General features: G+C 58.9%; 17 protein-coding genes. 7 read left to right on the plus strand and 10 right to left on the minus strand.

Features of this window, described 5'->3' with window-relative positions; all coding sequences use genetic code 11:
* Positions 1-10: 10 nt before the first annotated feature.
* Both msrA and msrB read right to left on the minus strand, forming a co-directional pair.
* Positions 11-520 (minus strand): peptide-methionine (S)-S-oxide reductase MsrA, encoded by a 510-nt coding sequence (gene msrA / locus GOW98_RS17760; protein WP_170334457.1) that lies wholly within the window; start codon positions 518-520, stop codon positions 11-13.
* A complete protein-coding gene (gene msrB / locus GOW98_RS17765; RefSeq protein WP_170334459.1) occupies positions 517-966 on the minus strand; it encodes a peptide-methionine (R)-S-oxide reductase MsrB in 450 nt (149 codons plus the stop codon). The genes msrA and msrB overlap by 4 nt, the downstream gene beginning before the upstream one ends.
* 142 nt (positions 967-1,108) lie before the next feature.
* On the opposite strand from msrB, the gene GOW98_RS17770 reads away from it, so the two are divergent.
* The gene (locus GOW98_RS17770; protein ID WP_170334461.1) at positions 1,109-1,630 is read left to right on the plus strand and encodes a glutathione peroxidase; all 522 of its coding nucleotides are present in this window, start codon (positions 1,109-1,111) and stop codon (positions 1,628-1,630) included.
* On the opposite strand, the gene GOW98_RS17775 is transcribed toward GOW98_RS17770, so the two are convergent.
* Entirely contained in the window at positions 1,606-2,493 is an 888-nt protein-coding gene (locus GOW98_RS17775) for a DMT family transporter (protein ID WP_170334463.1), read from the minus strand. The two genes, GOW98_RS17770 and GOW98_RS17775, sit on opposite strands and share 25 nt — an antisense overlap.
* A 170-nt stretch (positions 2,494-2,663) precedes the next feature.
* Here GOW98_RS17775 and GOW98_RS17780 point away from each other — a divergent pair, with 170 nt between their 5' ends.
* Both GOW98_RS17780 and GOW98_RS17785 read left to right on the plus strand, forming a co-directional pair.
* Positions 2,664-3,881 carry a BCCT family transporter gene (locus GOW98_RS17780; protein WP_437436864.1) on the plus strand — a complete coding sequence of 406 codons (1,218 nt, stop codon included), beginning with the start codon at positions 2,664-2,666 and terminating at the stop codon, positions 3,879-3,881.
* Positions 3,882-4,002: 121 nt separating this feature from the next.
* Positions 4,003-4,236, plus strand: a complete 234-nt coding sequence (locus GOW98_RS17785; RefSeq protein ID WP_170334464.1) for a hypothetical protein — start codon at positions 4,003-4,005, stop codon at positions 4,234-4,236.
* A 59-nt stretch (positions 4,237-4,295) separates the two neighbouring features.
* Here the strand turns inward: GOW98_RS17785 and GOW98_RS17790 are convergent, their stop codons facing one another.
* The 4 genes from GOW98_RS17790 to GOW98_RS17805 form a co-directional block, all read right to left on the minus strand.
* Complete coding sequence (locus GOW98_RS17790; protein ID WP_039533371.1) at positions 4,296-4,583, minus strand: HU family DNA-binding protein; 288 nt, start codon at positions 4,581-4,583, stop codon at positions 4,296-4,298.
* 130 nt (positions 4,584-4,713) lie between these two features.
* Positions 4,714-6,177 (minus strand): AMP nucleosidase, encoded by a 1,464-nt coding sequence (locus tag GOW98_RS17795; RefSeq protein WP_170334466.1) that lies wholly within the window; start codon positions 6,175-6,177, stop codon positions 4,714-4,716.
* Entirely contained in the window at positions 6,174-7,976 is a 1,803-nt protein-coding gene (gene ade / locus GOW98_RS17800) for an adenine deaminase (RefSeq protein WP_170334468.1), read from the minus strand. Before ade ends, GOW98_RS17795 begins: the two co-directional genes overlap by 4 nt.
* A gap of 143 nt (positions 7,977-8,119) precedes the next feature.
* Positions 8,120-8,995 (minus strand): LysR family transcriptional regulator, encoded by an 876-nt coding sequence (locus tag GOW98_RS17805; RefSeq protein WP_170334470.1) that lies wholly within the window; start codon positions 8,993-8,995, stop codon positions 8,120-8,122.
* A gap of 118 nt (positions 8,996-9,113) precedes the next feature.
* Between GOW98_RS17805 and GOW98_RS17810 the strand changes: the two genes are divergently transcribed.
* The gene (locus tag GOW98_RS17810) at positions 9,114-9,869 is read left to right on the plus strand and encodes a class II aldolase and adducin N-terminal domain-containing protein (RefSeq protein ID WP_170334472.1); all 756 of its coding nucleotides are present in this window, start codon (positions 9,114-9,116) and stop codon (positions 9,867-9,869) included.
* Positions 9,870-9,898: 29 nt separating this feature from the next.
* Positions 9,899-10,888 carry a sterol desaturase family protein gene (locus GOW98_RS17815; protein WP_170334474.1) on the plus strand — a complete coding sequence of 330 codons (990 nt, stop codon included), beginning with the start codon at positions 9,899-9,901 and terminating at the stop codon, positions 10,886-10,888.
* Positions 10,889-10,891: 3 nt separating this feature from the next.
* Here GOW98_RS17815 and GOW98_RS17820 read toward each other — a convergent pair whose 3' ends face one another.
* Positions 10,892-11,524 (minus strand): class I SAM-dependent DNA methyltransferase, encoded by a 633-nt coding sequence (locus tag GOW98_RS17820; RefSeq protein ID WP_170334477.1) that lies wholly within the window; start codon positions 11,522-11,524, stop codon positions 10,892-10,894.
* A 90-nt stretch (positions 11,525-11,614) separates the two neighbouring features.
* On the opposite strand from GOW98_RS17820, the gene GOW98_RS17825 reads away from it, so the two are divergent.
* Positions 11,615-12,460, plus strand: a complete 846-nt coding sequence (locus GOW98_RS17825) for an SDR family oxidoreductase (RefSeq protein WP_170334479.1) — start codon at positions 11,615-11,617, stop codon at positions 12,458-12,460.
* 3 nt (positions 12,461-12,463) lie between these two features.
* Here GOW98_RS17825 and GOW98_RS17830 read toward each other — a convergent pair whose 3' ends face one another.
* The gene (locus GOW98_RS17830) at positions 12,464-14,080 is read right to left on the minus strand and encodes a GMC family oxidoreductase (protein WP_170334481.1); all 1,617 of its coding nucleotides are present in this window, start codon (positions 14,078-14,080) and stop codon (positions 12,464-12,466) included.
* Positions 14,081-14,123: 43 nt separating this feature from the next.
* On the minus strand, positions 14,124-14,342 hold the full coding sequence (locus GOW98_RS17835; protein WP_170334483.1) for a hypothetical protein: 219 nt from the start codon (positions 14,340-14,342) through the stop codon (positions 14,124-14,126).
* Positions 14,343-14,445: 103 nt separating this feature from the next.
* Between GOW98_RS17835 and katG the strand changes: the two genes are divergently transcribed.
* On the plus strand, positions 14,446-16,647 hold the full coding sequence (gene katG / locus GOW98_RS17840; RefSeq protein WP_170334485.1) for a catalase/peroxidase HPI: 2,202 nt from the start codon (positions 14,446-14,448) through the stop codon (positions 16,645-16,647).
* The last annotated feature ends 320 nt before the right edge of the window (positions 16,648-16,967 follow it).

The raw sequence follows: 16,967 nt of genomic DNA on the forward strand, positions 1-16,967 counted from the left end.
AGGGGCTCCCTTATTCAGCCGCGTCGCGTTTGGGCAATACCCAATCGGGGCGCGGGAAGTGGCAGGTATAACCGTTCGGAATACGCTCGAGGTAGTCCTGATGCTCGGGCTCGGCTTCCCAGAAATCGCCCACGGGTTCGACCTCGGTCACCACCTTGCCGGGCCAGATGCCACTAGCGTTCACATCGGCAATCGTATCCTCAGCCACCTGTTTCTGAGCGTCATCCACATAGTAGATGGCCGACCGGTAGCTCATGCCGCGATCATTGCCCTGACGGTTCAGCGTGGTCGGGTCGTGGATCTGAAAGAAGAACTCCAACAGATCGCGATAGGTGATCTGCGACGGGTCAAAGAAGATCTCGATCCCTTCGGCATGGGTGCCGTGGTTGCGATAAGTGGCGTTGGGCACATCCCCGCCGGTGTAGCCGACGCGGGTGCGCGACACGCCCGGTAGTTTGCGGATCAGGTCCTGCATCCCCCAGAAACAGCCCCCGGCCAATACGGCGCGTTCTTTGGTCATTGGATATCCTCCACGTGGATCAGGTATTCGCCATAGCCTTCGGCCTCCATCTCGTCGCGATGGATGAACCGCAGCGCGGCAGAGTTGATGCAATAGCGCAGCCCGCCATGTTCGCGTGGACCATCCGGGAAAACATGCCCCAGATGGCTGTCGCCGTGTTTCGAGCGGACCTCGGTACGGATCATACCATGGGTAGCGTCGTGAAACTCTTCCACATGCTCATGGATGATCGGTTTGGTGAAACTGGGCCAGCCACAACCGGATTCGTATTTATGGGTCGAGGCGAACAGCGGCTCGCCCGAGACGATGTCTACGTAAATCCCCGGCTCCTTGTTGCCCAAATATTTTCCGGTGCCCGGACGCTCGGTTCCGCTGCGCTGGGTCACGTGGAACTCTTCGGGGGACAGGGCGGCGATGGCCTCGGGGTCTTTGGTATAACGGGTCATGGCTCCTCCGGTCGGTTTTCTTGTGGCATAATCTGGGGGCAGGGGCGGGGAAATCAAAGCCCTATTTCAGCGGCCTCGCGCGTTCGTGCGGGTGATCTGCCGCCGAGTTTGATACGTAATGTAGGTAAAGGGAGGCCAAATCATGCTCAGAATGTTTGCTTTGACGGTTTTGATCCTGCTCGGTCGTGCGGTGCAGGCGGCACCCTTGGCAGGCGAGTTTGCGTCGATTGACGGCGGCACTTTGTCGATCGAAGACTGGAGGGGCCAGCCGGTTCTGGTGGTGAACACCGCCTCGCATTGCGGGTTCACCGGGCAATATGCGGCTCTGCAAAAGGTACATGAGGCCTATTCGGATCAAGGCCTTGTGGTTCTGGCGGTGCCATCGGATTCGTTCAACCAAGAGCTGGGCTCGGCCGATGAAGTCAAGGAGTTCTGCGAGATGAACTATGGCCTTACCCTGCCGATGACGGATATCACCCCGGTTAAAGGTGCCGATGCGCATCCGTTCTACAAGGCGGTGGCGTCGCAGACCGGGTTCGAGCCCCGGTGGAATTTCAACAAGATTCTTCTGGACCTCAATGGTGAGGTTGTTGCTACCTATGGCGCGAACACAAAGCCGGATGCGCCCAAGCTGCTGCGTCAGGTCGAGGCCTTGCTGCCCTGAGCAGGCTGTCGCGCCAGTTGAACCGCGAGTATGCCGAGTGTGGTGATCCCAACCCCCACCGCGTCCAACGGGCCCAATTTCTCACCCAGCAGGATGGCGGCAATGGAGACGCCAAAGACGGGGTTGAGGAAATGGAAGGTCGCCGCGCGGGTGGCGCCGATCCGGTCCAGCAGCAGCACCCAGATCAGTGTTGCCAGAAGGCCGGGGAAAAGGGTTGTGTAGGTGAAGGCCAGCGCCAGCGGCACGGTCGGGTGGATGTAAATCGTCTCAAACACCGGTGCCGCGACGAACAGAACGGCAGAACCCACCAACATCTGCAGCCCGACCACCATCATGAAGTTGCCGCCCGAGGTGGCGCCGCGAATGGACAGCGTGGCAAAGGTCAGCGCCAGGGCGCCCAGACAACACAGGGCCACGCCAAACATATCCACGCCGCCACCGATCCGCGTGCTCATGATCAGGGCTACGCCTGCAAAGCCCGCAAACAGGCCCAGCACCGCAATCGGTCGCAGTTTTTCACCCATAAACACCCAACCCGCCAACGCCACCAGCAACGGCATGGTTGAGGCGATGATGGCGGCAAGAGAGGCCTCGACCGTTTGCATCGCATAGAAGTTCAGACCCAAATAAAGTGCATTCTGGCAAATTCCGAACAGAATCGTCGCCCGCCACTGGGGTCGGGTCAGGTTCCAGCTTTGGCCCATGGCGCGGGCAATGGCGACGCCCAGCAGGCCCGAGATCAGGAACCGCAAGGCCAGCGAAAACAGCGGTGATGCGTCCGCAACGATAATCCGGGCCGAGGTGAAGGCCGACGACCAGATGAACGCAAATGTCAGCCCCATGGCAATGGCGCGAAGATCCATTCCGGTCCCCCTTAGAACTTTCGCGCACTGTTGATCAAATTCGCACCCGCCGCAAGATGCGCCCCTTTTTGCGTCAAAAAAGGCACATCCGGTCCGCTACCTTATCGTTAAGGTCGTTTTTATTGATTGACTGGCCAATAAAAGATAACAGCAGCGGCATCCGAAATATCATGGGAGGCGTTTTGGTGCTTCTGGAATACATCTTGTCGTTTGGCGTCCTGCTGGCCCTGGGCCTGGTCGCTTTCTTTGTGGTGAAGTGGTGGAATCTGCGCTGTGTCGGCGTTACCCCCGTCCATCTGTTCACTTTCATTGCGATCCTGTTCACATCCGGTCTGGATGTGGGTCTGATCATGTTCCCGTTGACCGAGTTCGGTGGTTATGCCGAAGAACCCGCATACGCCTTTGCCAATCCGCTTGCCATCGAGTTTGGCTTTTGGGGTTTCCTGATCTGGGCCTTCTACTTCCTGACGGCGTTCTATTTCTGTGTGATCGAGCCCCGCGTAAAGTTCTTTGAGATCCCGCTGGTCAAACTGGTCAACAACGTGGTCATCATCGGCACCTGCGCCTTCACCGCCAGCCTGTTCCTGATCTACCTGCCGGGTTACCTGCCCGAAGTGGGCGACGGTGAATCCGTAGTCGGCACTTTCTACATCATCGTCTTCGTCGTCATTCTGGCCGCGGCTTATTCGTCGACCGACCTGAAATACGTGCGCATCCTCTCGGTGGGCTCGACCTTCCTGTTCCTGGCGCTGATCCTTGGCATGTGGGCCGCGGCCGGTATGGGTGTGACTGGGTTCATGGAAACCGGCAGCAACATCGGTGCCTATTTCGCGAACATCCACAAGTTCGTCCTGCCGCTGACCGACTATCACGCCTTCTACCTGTTCTGGTGGTTCGCGTGGTCGATCATGATCGGCCAGTTCACCTCGCGCTTTGTTGGTGGCCTGACCACGTGGCAGCTGCTGGCGGCACTGCTGATCTTCCCATCGATCCCGCTGGGTATCTGGTTCACCGTTCTCTACTACTACCACCTGAACGGAATCGAGACCGCAGGCCTCATCAACATTGCGATGGTGATCGTGGGTGTGACCTTCGTGATCAACTCGTTGGACTCGCTGATCCGCCTATACACCGACAACCTGAACATGACAGTCGAGCGCTTTGGCAAGGCCCCGTACGTCTCAGGCAACGTTGCGCTGCTGTTCGCCCTGACCTTGCTGTTCCAAAGCCAGTGGCTGCAGATTCAGTGGATCGGTGCTGTGGTCGTCGGTCTGTATCTGGCCTGTGTGGTCTATATCCTGATCGCCAAGCGCAAAGAGGTGCTGAGCATCGACTCGATGCCGGAAGACCGCGATCTGGACTTCCACAAGGTTGAGACGGTTCACTGATCTGTTTCGAAACCGCAATCTGAAAACGGGCGCCCATCGTGGCGCCCGTTTTTCGTTTCGACTTAGAGTTGGAATTAGTCCCTGTTGAGCTAGATTTTGCACATAGCGGATGAGGCCATTGATGCTGGAAGAAAAACGCAAAGATTTGGATTCGGAAAAACAGAAGAAACTGCTGTTTCGGCTTGTAGACGAACTCAGCCGGTCTTCGCCGGATTTGTACTATCGCTCAACCAGCGAAATTGCCGCGTATCTTGAGGCATACATTCGCAAGGGGGCAAAACTGTCTGCTTATGACAGGGCTTTGTTGACCCGCCTCAGCCGTCGTGATCTGGAAGTGCTGCTAAGCCTGCACTGAGCCAAAGAAAAAGGGCCCCCAACCGGCGGCCCTTGATCATGTCGCGGTGAAAGCTGAAATCAGCCGTTCACGCTGTCCTTCAGTGCCTTCGCGATGGTCATCTTGACCACTTTGTCGGCTTCTTTCTTGAACTGCTCGCCGGTGGCGGGGTTGCGCACCATGCGCTCGGGGCGTTCGCGGCAGTAGATTTTGCCAACGCCGGGCAGGGTTACCGCACCGCCAGCCGAAACTTCGCGGGTGATCAGGCCGGTCATGGCCTCCAGCGCAGCGTTTGCGGCTTTCTTGTCAGTCCCCATCTCCTCAGCGAGAGCAGCAACCAGCTGAGTCTTTGTCATAGGCTTTGCCATTTCTTGGTCTCCTTAACGTGCCCGATAAATAGGGCCTCACCGCGTAACTGTAACGGGATATTGTGGACGAACACAACGAATAGTAGCGCGGAAAACCCTAAAAATATGGGGAAAACGTTGCTTTTTTGCTTCAGAGAAAGGCCGTTTCGTCGAAGGAACGCAATTTCCGGCTGTGCAGGCGCTCTAATGGCATTCCGCGCAGATGTTCCATCGCACGTATTCCGATTGCCAGATGACGGCTGACCTGAGTGGTATAAAACGCCGAAGCCATGCCAGGAAGCTTTAATTCCCCGTGCAGCGGTTTGTCCGAGACACACAGCAAAGTGCCGTAAGGAACCCGGAAGCGATAGCCATTTGCGGCGATTGTGGCGCTCTCCATATCCAACGCAATAGCCCGGGATTGGCTGAGGCGCTGCACCGGGCCGGACTGATCGCGCAATTCCCAGTTGCGGTTGTCCACCGACGCGACGGTGCCGGTGCGCATGATCCGCTTCAGTTCATAACCTTCCAGTTCGGTGACTTCAGCCACAGCCTGTTCCAAAGCGACCTGAATCTCGGCCAACGGCGGGATTGGCACCCAGACCGGCAGGTCATCGTCCAGCACCTTGTCCTCTCGCAGATAGGCGTGGGCCAGCACGAAATCCCCCAATGCCTGCGTATTCCGCAACCCGGCGCAATGGCCGACCATCAGCCAGGCATGAGGGCGCAGCACCGCGATATGGTCGGTGGCGGTTTTCGCATTCGAGGGCCCGACCCCGATATTGACCAGCGTGATCCCGCCCCCATCCGCGCGTTTAAGGTGATAGGTTGGCATCTGGGGCAGTTTCAGAGGCTGCTCCAGTACACCGTCTGGCGTCGTGATCTCGACATTTCCGGTTGAAATAAAACTGGTATAGCCGCTATCTGGTTTAGCCAGCTGCTCGCGCGCGTAGTTCTCGAATTCGGACACGTAGAACTGGTAGTTGGTGAACAGAACGTGGTTCTGGAAATGGTCGGGGTCGGTTGCAGTGTAGTGCGACAGTCGTGCAAGCGAGTAATCTACCCGCTGTGCAGTGAACAGGGATAGCGGGCCGATCTCATCCTCGGCGTCATACACTCCGTTCACGATGTCATCATTGGTGGTGGTCAGGTCCGGCACATCGAACACATCGCGCAGGGTGAATCCGGCCGCCCCCTGATGTGGCACCACCAGATCTGGGTTGTTGGCCACCGCGAAATGCACCGGAATTGGGGTTTCGGACGCTTGAATCGTCACCGGCTGATCGTGGTTCCTGATCAGCAGGGCGATCTGTTGCGTCAGATAGGATCGGAACAGGTCGGGCCGCGTGACAGTGGTCACATGGGTGCCGGGCTCGGACACGTGGCCAAAGCTCAAGCGGCTATCGACCTGCGCATAGGACGAGGTCTTGATACGGATTTCCGGATAAAACGCCCGATAACGTTCGGCCGGTGCGCCCTGTTCCATCGCTTTGGCAAAGCTGTCGCACAGGAACTGGGTCGCCTTCTCGTACAGCTCTTCCAAACGGGCCACGGCAGCGGCGGGGTCAGTGAATTTCTCGGGCGTCGGGACATCAGGTGTTTTTATTATTGTCATGCAAGAGGTTCCAGAAGGTCGATCTTTTCAAATGTGCGCACATCCACCAGCCCCAGATCCGAGATCCGCAATTCGGGGATCACGACCAAAGCCAGCAGCGAGTGCTGCATGTATGCGTTGTTCAACTGACAGCCGCAGGCCTGCATTGCCTCGACCATCTTGTCCGCTTTGGCGGCAACGTCAGCGGCAGGGCTGTCGGACATCAGGCCTGCAATGGGCAGTTCCACCAGCGCCAGTTCCTTTCCATCGCGGAAAAGGGTGATGCCGCCGCCGACCTCAGCCAAACGGTTCGCGGCCAGCGCCATCTGCTCCCGGTCGGTGCCGACAACGATCATGTGGTGGCTGTCATGCGCCACGGTCGAGGCCATCGCCATCTTGCCCTGATAGCCAAAGCCCGAGACAAAGGCGTTCGTGACCCCGCCGGTCGCGCGATGGCGTTCGACCAGAGCGATTTGGCAGACGTCACCTTCACCCTCGACCAGCCCGCCGATGATCGGCAATTCGGATTTCAGTGCCTTGGTGGGGGCCTGGTTTTCTACCACACCGATGACATTGGCCTGCACCCGGTTGGCGCCAGCTGGGGCTTTGATTTCGAAATCCGTATCGGTCAGCGCATGACCCAGATGCACGGTGCTGCGGGCTGTATCAGGCCAGTTCAGGTGTGGGCAGTCGACAGAGATTGATCCGTTCTCTGCCACCACCTGACCACGGGCGACGACTAGTTCGATGGGCAATTCCGTCAGGTCCGAACTGAGGATAACATCCGCCCGCCGTCCCGGCGTGATTGATCCGATCTCACGCTCCAGCCCAAAATGGGTTGCGGTGTTGATCGTCGCCATCTGCAAGGCGACCAGTGGGTCGCATCCGCAGGCTATCGCGTGACGTACTACCCGATTCATGTGGCCCTCATTGACCAGAGTGCCAGAATGGCAATCATCCGTGCACAGGATAAAGTTTCGCGAATCCAGCCCCTTTTCGGTCACGGCCGTGATCTGGCTTTCCACGTCATACCAGGCCGACCCCAGCCGCATCATCGACCGCATCCCCTGCCGGACTCGCGCAATCGCATCTGCCTCGCAGGTGCCTTCGTGGTCGTCTGCTGGGCCGCCCGCGACATAGGCCGCGAACTCAGGCCCCAAATCCGGCGAGGCATAATGCCCGCCCACCGTCTTGCCCGCCCGCTGAGTCGCCGCGATCTCTGCCAGCATCTTAGGATCACCATGGATCACGCCAGGGAAATTCATCATCTCACCCAGCCCGATGATGCCGGGCCAGTTCATTGCTTCGGCCACGTCTTCGGGGGTGATCTCATAACCCGTCGTTTCTAACCCCGGCGCGGAGGGCGCGCAGGATGGCATCTGGGTGAAGATGTTCACCGGTTGCATCAACGCCTCGTCACGCATCATGCGTACGCCATCCAACCCCAGCACATTGGCAATCTCGTGCGGGTCGGTGAACATCGAGGTGGTGCCATGCGGAATCACGGCGCGGGCGAATTCAGCCGGGGTCAACATGCCCGATTCGATATGCATATGGGCGTCGCATAGGCCCGGCAGCATGTAACGGCCGCTCGCTTCGATGATTTGCGTGTCAGGTCCAATGCAGTGGGACGCATCCGCCCCGACAAAGGCCACACGCCCGGCTGCAATGGCGATGTCATGATCGGCCAGCGTCTCGCGGCTGTGAACATTCACCCAGACCCCGCCGCGTATGACCGTGTCGGCGGGTTCGCGTCCTGCGGCAACTGCAATCAATCTGGGGGCGACATCGGGCCAACTTGGGAAAGGCGTGTATTCCATGGCTCAACTTTCCCGAATGCACAAAAAGGTGCAACCCCCGGCGCGCAGCTATCATGAAACCGTCACGCAGCGCGCAAGCGCTGCCCGGCCCAACCAGAGGAGATGCCGCAAAGCGGCATAGACGATGGGCGAGAGTGGCTCGGTTACGTCAGTCGATCGGCCTCCATCTCGCGCCGCAGCCAATCGGCAAAGGCCAGCGCCCCCGGAGTTTCCTCGGCCTGTGGGGACAACAGCAGGTAATAGGCCTCGGGCATGACCGCGCGATGGGAGAACGGTGCCACCAATCGCCCCTGCCGGATCAGATCGCGCGCGATGGTGTCGTGGGTCAGGCACAGCCCACCTCCGGCCATCGCAACGGACAGGCTGACCAAATAGGTCGTCGAATAGGTAACAGGCGGATTACTCCAATTTAGAGCCTGATCTTCCGCCCAACTCGCCCAGTTGGACATCAGGTTGGAACAATCAAACAGCGGCTGCTGCTGCAACGTGTCCAGCGTCACCTCATAACCGGGGGCGCAAACCGGATAATAGTGATCGGTCCGCAGCAATTCGGTGCGCACCGTGTCGGAGGGCCGCAGCGAATAGCGGATTTCCACCGCGGCCCCCTCTGCCATCTCGCGCGGTTCCCACAGCTCGATAAAGATATTTAGCTGCACCTCGGGGTGTTCCGATCGAAACTGCGGCAGGCGCGGGGCCAGCCAGTTGACCGCAAAACTGATGTTGCTTTGGACCTGCACTGCGTTCTGTTGCGCTCCGGTCACCGCTTGCGTGCCGCGCACCAGCGTCCGGAATGCATCACGCACCACGGGTAGATAGGTGATGCCCGCCTCGGTCAGCTCCAAGGCACGCGGGCGGCGTACAAACAGCGGCTGACCCAGATAGCCCTCCAGCGATTTGATCTGCTGGCTGACCGCGCTTTGGGTCATGTTCAAATCCCGGGCCGCACCGGTAAAGGACAGATGCCGGGCCGAGGCCTCGAACGTGCGCAGCCAGCCCAGCGGAGGAAGTGAATTCTGCATGTGCATAACCCTGCCATTAGCTCAGCTAATGAGATAGGTCTGTTTTTTTCGTTGGTCAAACAGTCGCGTCGCAGGCACGCTTTTGCCCAAGCCCCAGCTATCCCAACAGGAGCTCGAAATGACCGTCACCAACCTGCGCCCGAATATCGACCATTGGGCGGAACGCGTGGACCTTGCCGCCGCTTTCCGCTGGACCGAGCGTCTGAACATGCATGAAGGCGTGGCCAATCATTTCAGCCTTGCGGTGAATGAGGACGGCACCCAGTTCCTGATGAACCCCAATCAGATGCATTTCGCGCGGATCACGGCGTCGAATCTGTTGCTGCTGGATGCCAACGACCCGGACGTGATGTCTCAGCCCGGCGCGCCTGATCCCACCGCTTGGGGGCTTCATGGCTCGATCCACCGCCACTGTCTGCATGCGCGCTGTGTGATGCATGTGCATTCGATCTTTGCCACGGTTCTGGCCTCATTGGCGGACAGTTCGATGCCTCCGATCGATCAGAACACTGCCACCTTCTACAACCGCTATGTGGTCGATCAGGAATTCGGTGGATTGGCCTTTGAAAGCGAAGGCGAGCGTTGCGCCGGAATGCTGTCGGACCCGAAGAAAAAGGTCATGATCATGGGCAACCATGGTGTGCTGGTGATCGGAAGCGACCCGGCGGATACTTTCAATCGCCTCTATTATTTCGAACGCGCGGCGGAAACCTACATCCGAGCACTGCAAACCGGTCAGCCCCTGCGCGTGCTGTCGGATGAGATCGCCGAGAAGACAGCGCAGGAGCTTGACGACTATCCCGGTCAGGGTGAGGCGCATCTGCGCGAGATCAAGGCTCTGCTGGATGCCGAAGGCTCGGACTACGCCACATAACCCGACTACGCCATAAATAGGGTATTGCCATGACCGACGTCACCCAAGACCCCGAAGCTGCCCGCTGGCACTATCACCCCGAGGGGCCGGTGGGGCTGAACCCGCTGTTCAACTGGCCTCCGCGTCCTGCTGCTGTGCTGAAATGGTATAGCGGAGCGTGGCTGCAGATCACCGCTTTGACCTTGTGCATGGTGCTGGCCGTCACGGCTTATGTCTTCTTTTTCCCTTCGTTAGAGACGATGCAAAGCTTTGCGCCCGGTTGGATGTTCCGCATCTGGCTGCTGAACATGGTGCCGCAGATTCTGGTTGCTGGCAGCCTGCACTGGTGGCTGTACATGCGCAAAGGCCAGGGCATGTATAAGAAATTCGACCGCCGAGACCTGACCCGCAACAATGGCAACTTCACCTTCCGCAATCAGGTCTGGGACAATATCTGGTGGACACTGGGTAGCGCGATGACAGTCGCGACCGTCTATCAGTGGGTGATCTACTGGGCGATGGCCAATGGCTATGTGCCGACGGTCACATGGGCCAGCGCACCGGTCTGGTGTGTGGTCTGGATGCTGTTCATTCCCATGTGGTCGGGGCTGCATTTTTATTGGGTACATCGGCTGGAGCATCACCCAAAACTCTATAAACATGTCCATGCCGTTCATCACCGTAACGTCAATATCGGGCCGTGGTCGGGGATATCGAACCACTGGTATGAAAACCTGCTGTATTTCACCACCTACTTCATCCACCTGATCGTGCCGTCTCATCCGCTGCATGTACTATTCCACACGTATTTCCAGCAGATCAGCCCGGTGCTGTCGCATTCCGGGTTCGAAAAGCTGAAGGCCGGAGAAACCGATGCCGCCCGTGCAGGGGATTTCTTTCACCAGCTGCATCACCGGTATTTCGAGTGCAACTACGGCACGTCCGAGATTCCCTTCGACAAGTGGTTCGGCACCTACCATGACGGCTCGGCCGAGGCGACGACGCGCACCCGGGCCTTCAAAAAGCAGATGTATACGTAGGGGTCAGGTGCGCTCAAACAAGGCAATCAGCGCGGTGTCGTCCTTGTTGGGGCCTACGGCCAGATCGCCATAAATCCGCACCTCGGGCAGGGTCAGGTTGTGTATCTGACCCTGTGCCAGTTTGTGCAATGCCTCAGCAAAGCCCAGCTTTTCATAGTGCTGCGCGTTGATCGACAGAGCGAATTGTGCGCCGGGGCGGGCAATGCGTAGCAGGGCGGGTAGGGCCTCGGGGCCCAGATGGCCATGGGTGAACGTGCCCGAGGACACAATGCCGGAATAGCTGTCGCGCGGAACCGGGATGCCCTGATTCAAATCGGCCTCGATCGCGTCGCGGTAGATATCCTTGCGCATCGCCTGATCCAGCATCTCGGCGCTGATATCGGTGGCGTCGATCGGCCCGACACCCAGCCCGGCCAAAACCGCGCCGCACAGCCCGGTACCCGCACCCACATCCAAAACCGGGCCTTGCCCACCGGCGGCTACAAAGGCACGGGCTGTGTGAATATGGAGCTGATAGTCTTCGCGCGCGGCGAAGGTCTCGTCATAGTCCCCGGCCCACTCTGCATAAAGCTCTTTGTGATCGTCGGGCGATTCCAGGGAATAAGCGGTGTGCAGGTTTGGTGTTTTCTCAGGCATGCTTAAAAGAAAGGCGCATTGAGGGATTCGAATCAAGTATTCAGACGCAGGTGCTTGCATCCGCCGGGATTGCGGATCATCAAAGGCGGCATGACAGGAACTCTTTTTTCGTTCGGCCACGGATATTCGGCGCAAGCCTTGTCCCAGCTACTGAAACCCCAAGGATGGCACATCGTCGGCACCACTCGCGATCCCGCCCAATCCCCCACCATTCGCGCATCAGGCGCTGAGCCGTTGATCTGGCCCGGGCAGACACCGGATCTGGATGGGGTGACGCATCTGCTAATCTCGACGTCCCCCAAAAAAGACGGTGATCCGGTGCTGGCCGCGTTGCAGGATGAGATCGCTGCACGGGCTGCGCAATTCAAATGGGTTGGATACCTGTCGACGACGGCCGTTTATGGCGATCATCAGGGGGAATGGGTGGATGAGTCCACGCCGCCCACACCTACGGCAGAGCGAGGCCGGTGGCGGGTAAAGGCCGAACAGCAATGGCAGAACATCCCCGGGTTGCCGGTCCATATCTTTCGGCTGGCTGGCATCTATGGCCCCGGTCGCGGCCCGTTTTCCAAGCTCAAGCGGGCGGGAATGCGTCGCATTATTAAGCCCGGGCAGGTGTTTTCTCGCATTCACGTTACGGACATCGCGCAGGTTCTGGCGGCGTCGATGGCTGCACCCAATCCCAGCGCCATATATAATGTCTGCGATGATGAGCCGGTGCCGCCGCAGGACGTCATCGCCTATGCCGCCGAGCTGCAGGGCCTGCCTCTACCGCCCGCAGTGCCGTTTGATGAGGCCGACCTGACCCCGATGGCCCGCAGCTTTTACAATGAAAACAAGCGCGTCCGAAATGACCGGATCAAGGATGAACTGGGCGTGCGCCTGCTTTATCCGGACTATCGCTCCGGACTTGAGGCTCTGATGACAGACGTCTGAGGATCACCCCGCGGCCTTGATCAGGTCGGCGGCTTTCTCGGCGATCATAATGGTTGGCGCGTTGGTATTGCCCGAGATCAGCGTCGGCATGACCGAGGCATCGACCACCCGCAGCCCCTCGATCCCGCGTACGCGCAGCTCCGGGTCGACCACGGCCATCTCATCTACACCCATTTTGCAGGTTCCGACCGGGTGATAGATCGTGTCCGCGCGGGCGCGGATGTGCTGTTCCCAATCGGCGTCAGTACGTGCGGCGTCGGTTCCGAACATCTCTTTGTGCCGGTATTTGGCCAGCGCCGGGGCCTCGAGGATGTCCCGCATCATCCGCGCGCCCTTGATCATCGTGTCCAGATCGCGGTCATCGGACAAAAACGCCGGGTCGATGGCGGGCGCGGCAAAGGGGTCGGCGCTGTTCAGGCCGACCGTGCCGCGGCTTTCGGGGCGCAGTTTGCAGACATGGCAGGTGAAGCCATGGCCATAATGCAGCTTGCGGGCGTGATCATCGACCAGCGCGATGGCGAAGTGCAGTTGAATGTCAGGTCGGTTCAGATCGGCTGAGGTTTTCAGAAACCCCGCCCCTTCGGCAAAGGGAGTCGCTGCCATCGACACGCCGGTCTTACGCCAGCGCAAAAGGTGCCGGGTCATATTTGCCGACGCCATCGGGCTGATTCCGAAATTGTCGGTGTCCTTGGTTTTGTAGGACAGGATGAAATCCAGATGGTCCTGCAGGTTCTTGCCCACACCGGGCAGGTTGTGGCGCACGGCAATACCATGTTTAGTCAGGTCCTCGGCAGCACCGATCCCGGACAGTTGCAGCAAGTGCGGTGATTTCAGCGCTCCGGCGCAAACCAGTACCTCACGCTTTGCCGTGACCGTGATATCGGCGCCCTTAGCTTTCTTTTTGTAGATCACCCCGGTCGCGCGTTTGCCATCAAAGGTCAGTTCTTTGGCATGGGCCTGAGTAATGACCGTCAGGTTGGGGCGGCCGATGGCTGGAAAGACATAAGCCGCAGCGGCTGAGCACCGCTCGCCGTTTTTGGCCGGGTCGTGGAACTGCGTCACCTGATACAGACCAACCCCTTCGTTGTCGCCGCGATTGAAATCATCGGTACGGCGGTGCTGCATCTGCTCGGCCGCCTCAACGAAGGCATGGGTGATCGGGCGCGGCTCTTTCTGGTTTGACACCTGCAGTGGGCCAGCCGCACCATGTAGATCATCGGCGCCATCCTCATTATTCTCGGACCGTTTGAAATAAGGCAGCACACTGTCCCAGCCCCAACCGGTACAGCCCAGCTCGGCCCAGCCGTCATAATCCTGACGATGGCCCCTGACATAAAGCATCGCATTGATTGCGCTGGACCCGCCCAGTGCCTTGCCACGCGGTTGATAGCCACGCCGCCCATTCAGCCCCGGTTGCGGCACCGTTTCAAAGGCCCAGTTGTTGATCTTGGGACGTCCGGGCAAGGCGGCAACTACGGCCGAGGGCATCCGGACCAAAATGCTGTCGCCGCGCCCACCAGCCTCAAGCAGGCAGACGCGTTTGCTTGGATCTTCGCTGAGACGGCTTGCCAGCACCGAGCCCGCGGACCCGCCGCCGACAATAACATAGTCGAATTCCATTCCGATTTCCCCCTCCTGCCCGACAGGGCATAGTGGTGCCAAGTCAGCCTTGTCCAAGACTGTGGCTGAGCGGCGGGAAAAAACAATTGCCGTATCCGGGATGTGACCCAAGGTTATTATGGTAAGGCTGATCAATTCTAAAAATGTCATAATCATTTCCTATTAAACTCATCACTAAACAAAACTTTTTTGCATGGCTTTGTTTTGTTACTTCTTGAAGGGACAAGACAACAGAGTCGCCGAAACCTTGCACAGGACGCATCGCGCATCCTTGGCGGGGTAAAAGTGCCCTCTAAATGTGTTCTTGATCGACCGAGTTTTGACCGCGCGAACCTGCCGGAAATTAGCCAGGATTGGAGATCGATATGGACGGAAGTGATAACCCCAAAACGGGCGGATGCCCTGTCATGCATGGCGCGGGTACCCGGTCGAACCGGGATTGGTGGCCGAACCAGCTAAACCTGTCGATTCTGCACCAGAACACGCCTGCGTCGAGCCCGCTGGGTGCGGATTTTGACTATGCCGAAGAATTCAAGAAGCTGGACATGAAGGCTCTGAAAGAAGACCTCTATGCGCTGATGACGGATTCGCAGGACTGGTGGCCTGCGGACTATGGCCATTACGGTGGATTCTTCATCCGTATGGCCTGGCACAGCGCCGGGACGTACCGCACCGCCGATGGCCGTGGCGGGGCCTCGACCGGGAACCAGCGTTTCGCGCCGCTAAACAGCTGGCCGGATAACGGCAACCTGGACAAGGCGCGCCGTCTTCTGTGGCCGATCAAGCAGAAATACGGAAACCAAATCTCCTGGGCGGACCTGATGATCCTGGCCGGGAATTGCGCAATCGAGTCGATGGGCGGCAAGACCTTCGGTTTCGCCGGGGGCCGGGTAGATATCTGGGCACCTGAGGAAGACATCTATTGGGGGTCCGAGACCGAATGGTTGGCCCCGACCAACAACCCGCATAGCCGCTATTCGGGTGAGCGTGATCTTGAAAACCCGCTGGCCGCTGTGCAGATGGGCCTGATCTATGTGAATCCCGAAGGACCGGATGGAGAGCCGAACGTCTTGGCCTCTGGCCGCGACATCCGCGATACCTTTGGCCGGATGGCGATGAATGACGAGGAAACCGTCGCGCTGGTTGCCGGTGGTCACACCTTCGGTAAAGCGCATGGTGCGGGTGACCCCGATCTGGTCGGCCCTGACCCTGAGGCTGCTCCGATTGAAGAGATGGGCTTTGGCTGGATCAATAAGTTCGGCTCGGGCAAGGGTGACGACACCACGACCTCGGGCATCGAAGGTGCTTGGACCGCGAACCCGATCAAATGGGACAATGGATATTTCGATCTGCTGTTCGGCTATGACTGGAACCTGACCAAAAGCCCCTCAGGTGCATATATCTGGGAACCGGTCGGTGTTAAGGAAGAAGACATGGCCCCGGCGGCGCATGATCCGTCCAAGAAGGTCAAAACCATGATGACCACCGCCGATATGGCGATGCGCATGGACCCGATCTATGGCCCGATCTCGAAGCGCTTCCACGAGAACCCGGAAGAGTTCGCCGATGCCTTCGCCCGTGCGTGGTTCAAACTGACCCACCGCGACATGGGTCCGCGCTCGGCCTACATCGGCCCGGAAGCCCCGGCCGAAGAACTGCTGTGGCAGGACAACGTCCCCGCCGTGGATCACGACCTGGTCGATGATGCGGATGTGGCCGACCTGAAAGCCAAGATTGCTGCCGCCGGCCTGTCGGTATCCGAACTGGTCTCGACCGCATGGGCCTCAGCCTCGACCTTCCGCGGGTCGGACAAGCGGGGCGGTGCCAATGGCGCCCGTGTCCGTCTTGCGCCGCAGAAAGACTGGGACGTCAACGAGCCGATGAAACTGTCCAAGGCGCTGGACGCGCTGGAGGGCGTTCAGAAAGCCTTCAACGATGCACAGTCGGGCAGCAAGAAAGTGTCACTGGCGGATGTGATCGTTCTGGCGGGTGCTGTAGGTGTCGAACAGGCGGCCAAAGCGGGCGGTCAGGATGTCGAGGTCCCGTTCACTCCGGGCCGCACCGATGCGACGCAAGAGCAGACGGATGTGGATAGCTTCTCGGTGATGGAGCCTATCGCTGACGGCTTCCGCAACTACCAGAAGGCCGACTATACAGTGTCACCCGAAGAACTGCTGGTTGACCGGGCGCAGTTGCTGACCCTGTCCGCGCCCGAGATGACGGTGCTTGTCGGCGGTCTGCGTGTGCTGGGTGCCAATTTCGGCGACAGCACGCATGGCGTGTTCACTAACCGCGTTGGAACGCTCAGCAATGACTTCTTCACCAACATTCTCGACATGAGCACCGAATGGAAGCCCGCCGGCAAAGGCGTCTACGAAGGTCGCGACCGCGCCAGCGGTGATGTCAAATGGACCGGCACCCGCGTCGATCTGGTGTTCGGCTCGAATTCGCAATTGCGGGCTCTGGCCGAGGTCTATGGTCAGGCCGATGCAGAGGGCAAATTCGTCTGCGACTTCGTTTCGGCCTGGAACAAGGTGATGAACGCGGATCGGTTTGATTTGAAGTAAACAGGACGACCACCCACGAAGTGAAGCCGCCCGAGGAGACTCGGGCGGCGTTTTTATGTGCCCGACTCTCGGGGGCATACCAAGCATTGGGTACGATTCCGCTCAAAGACCAACCTTTCCGAGGCTTTCACCGGCATTCGTAGGCGCCAGCGAGGGAAATTCTAAAGTTAACCTGTTGTTTACATTAAAGTTAGTGAGTTTCTGCTGAGAAATGTGAAGTTTTTTCAAAATGGGGGTTGCAGGTTCCCGGACCAATCCGTAAATACCCCTTCACCGGCGCTGCTGAGGCGGTTGCTGGGACGCTGGAGACGGCGGAGACG

The organism is Ruegeria arenilitoris (assembly GCF_013032445.1).
Lineage (GTDB): Bacteria > Pseudomonadota > Alphaproteobacteria > Rhodobacterales > Rhodobacteraceae > Ruegeria > Ruegeria arenilitoris_F.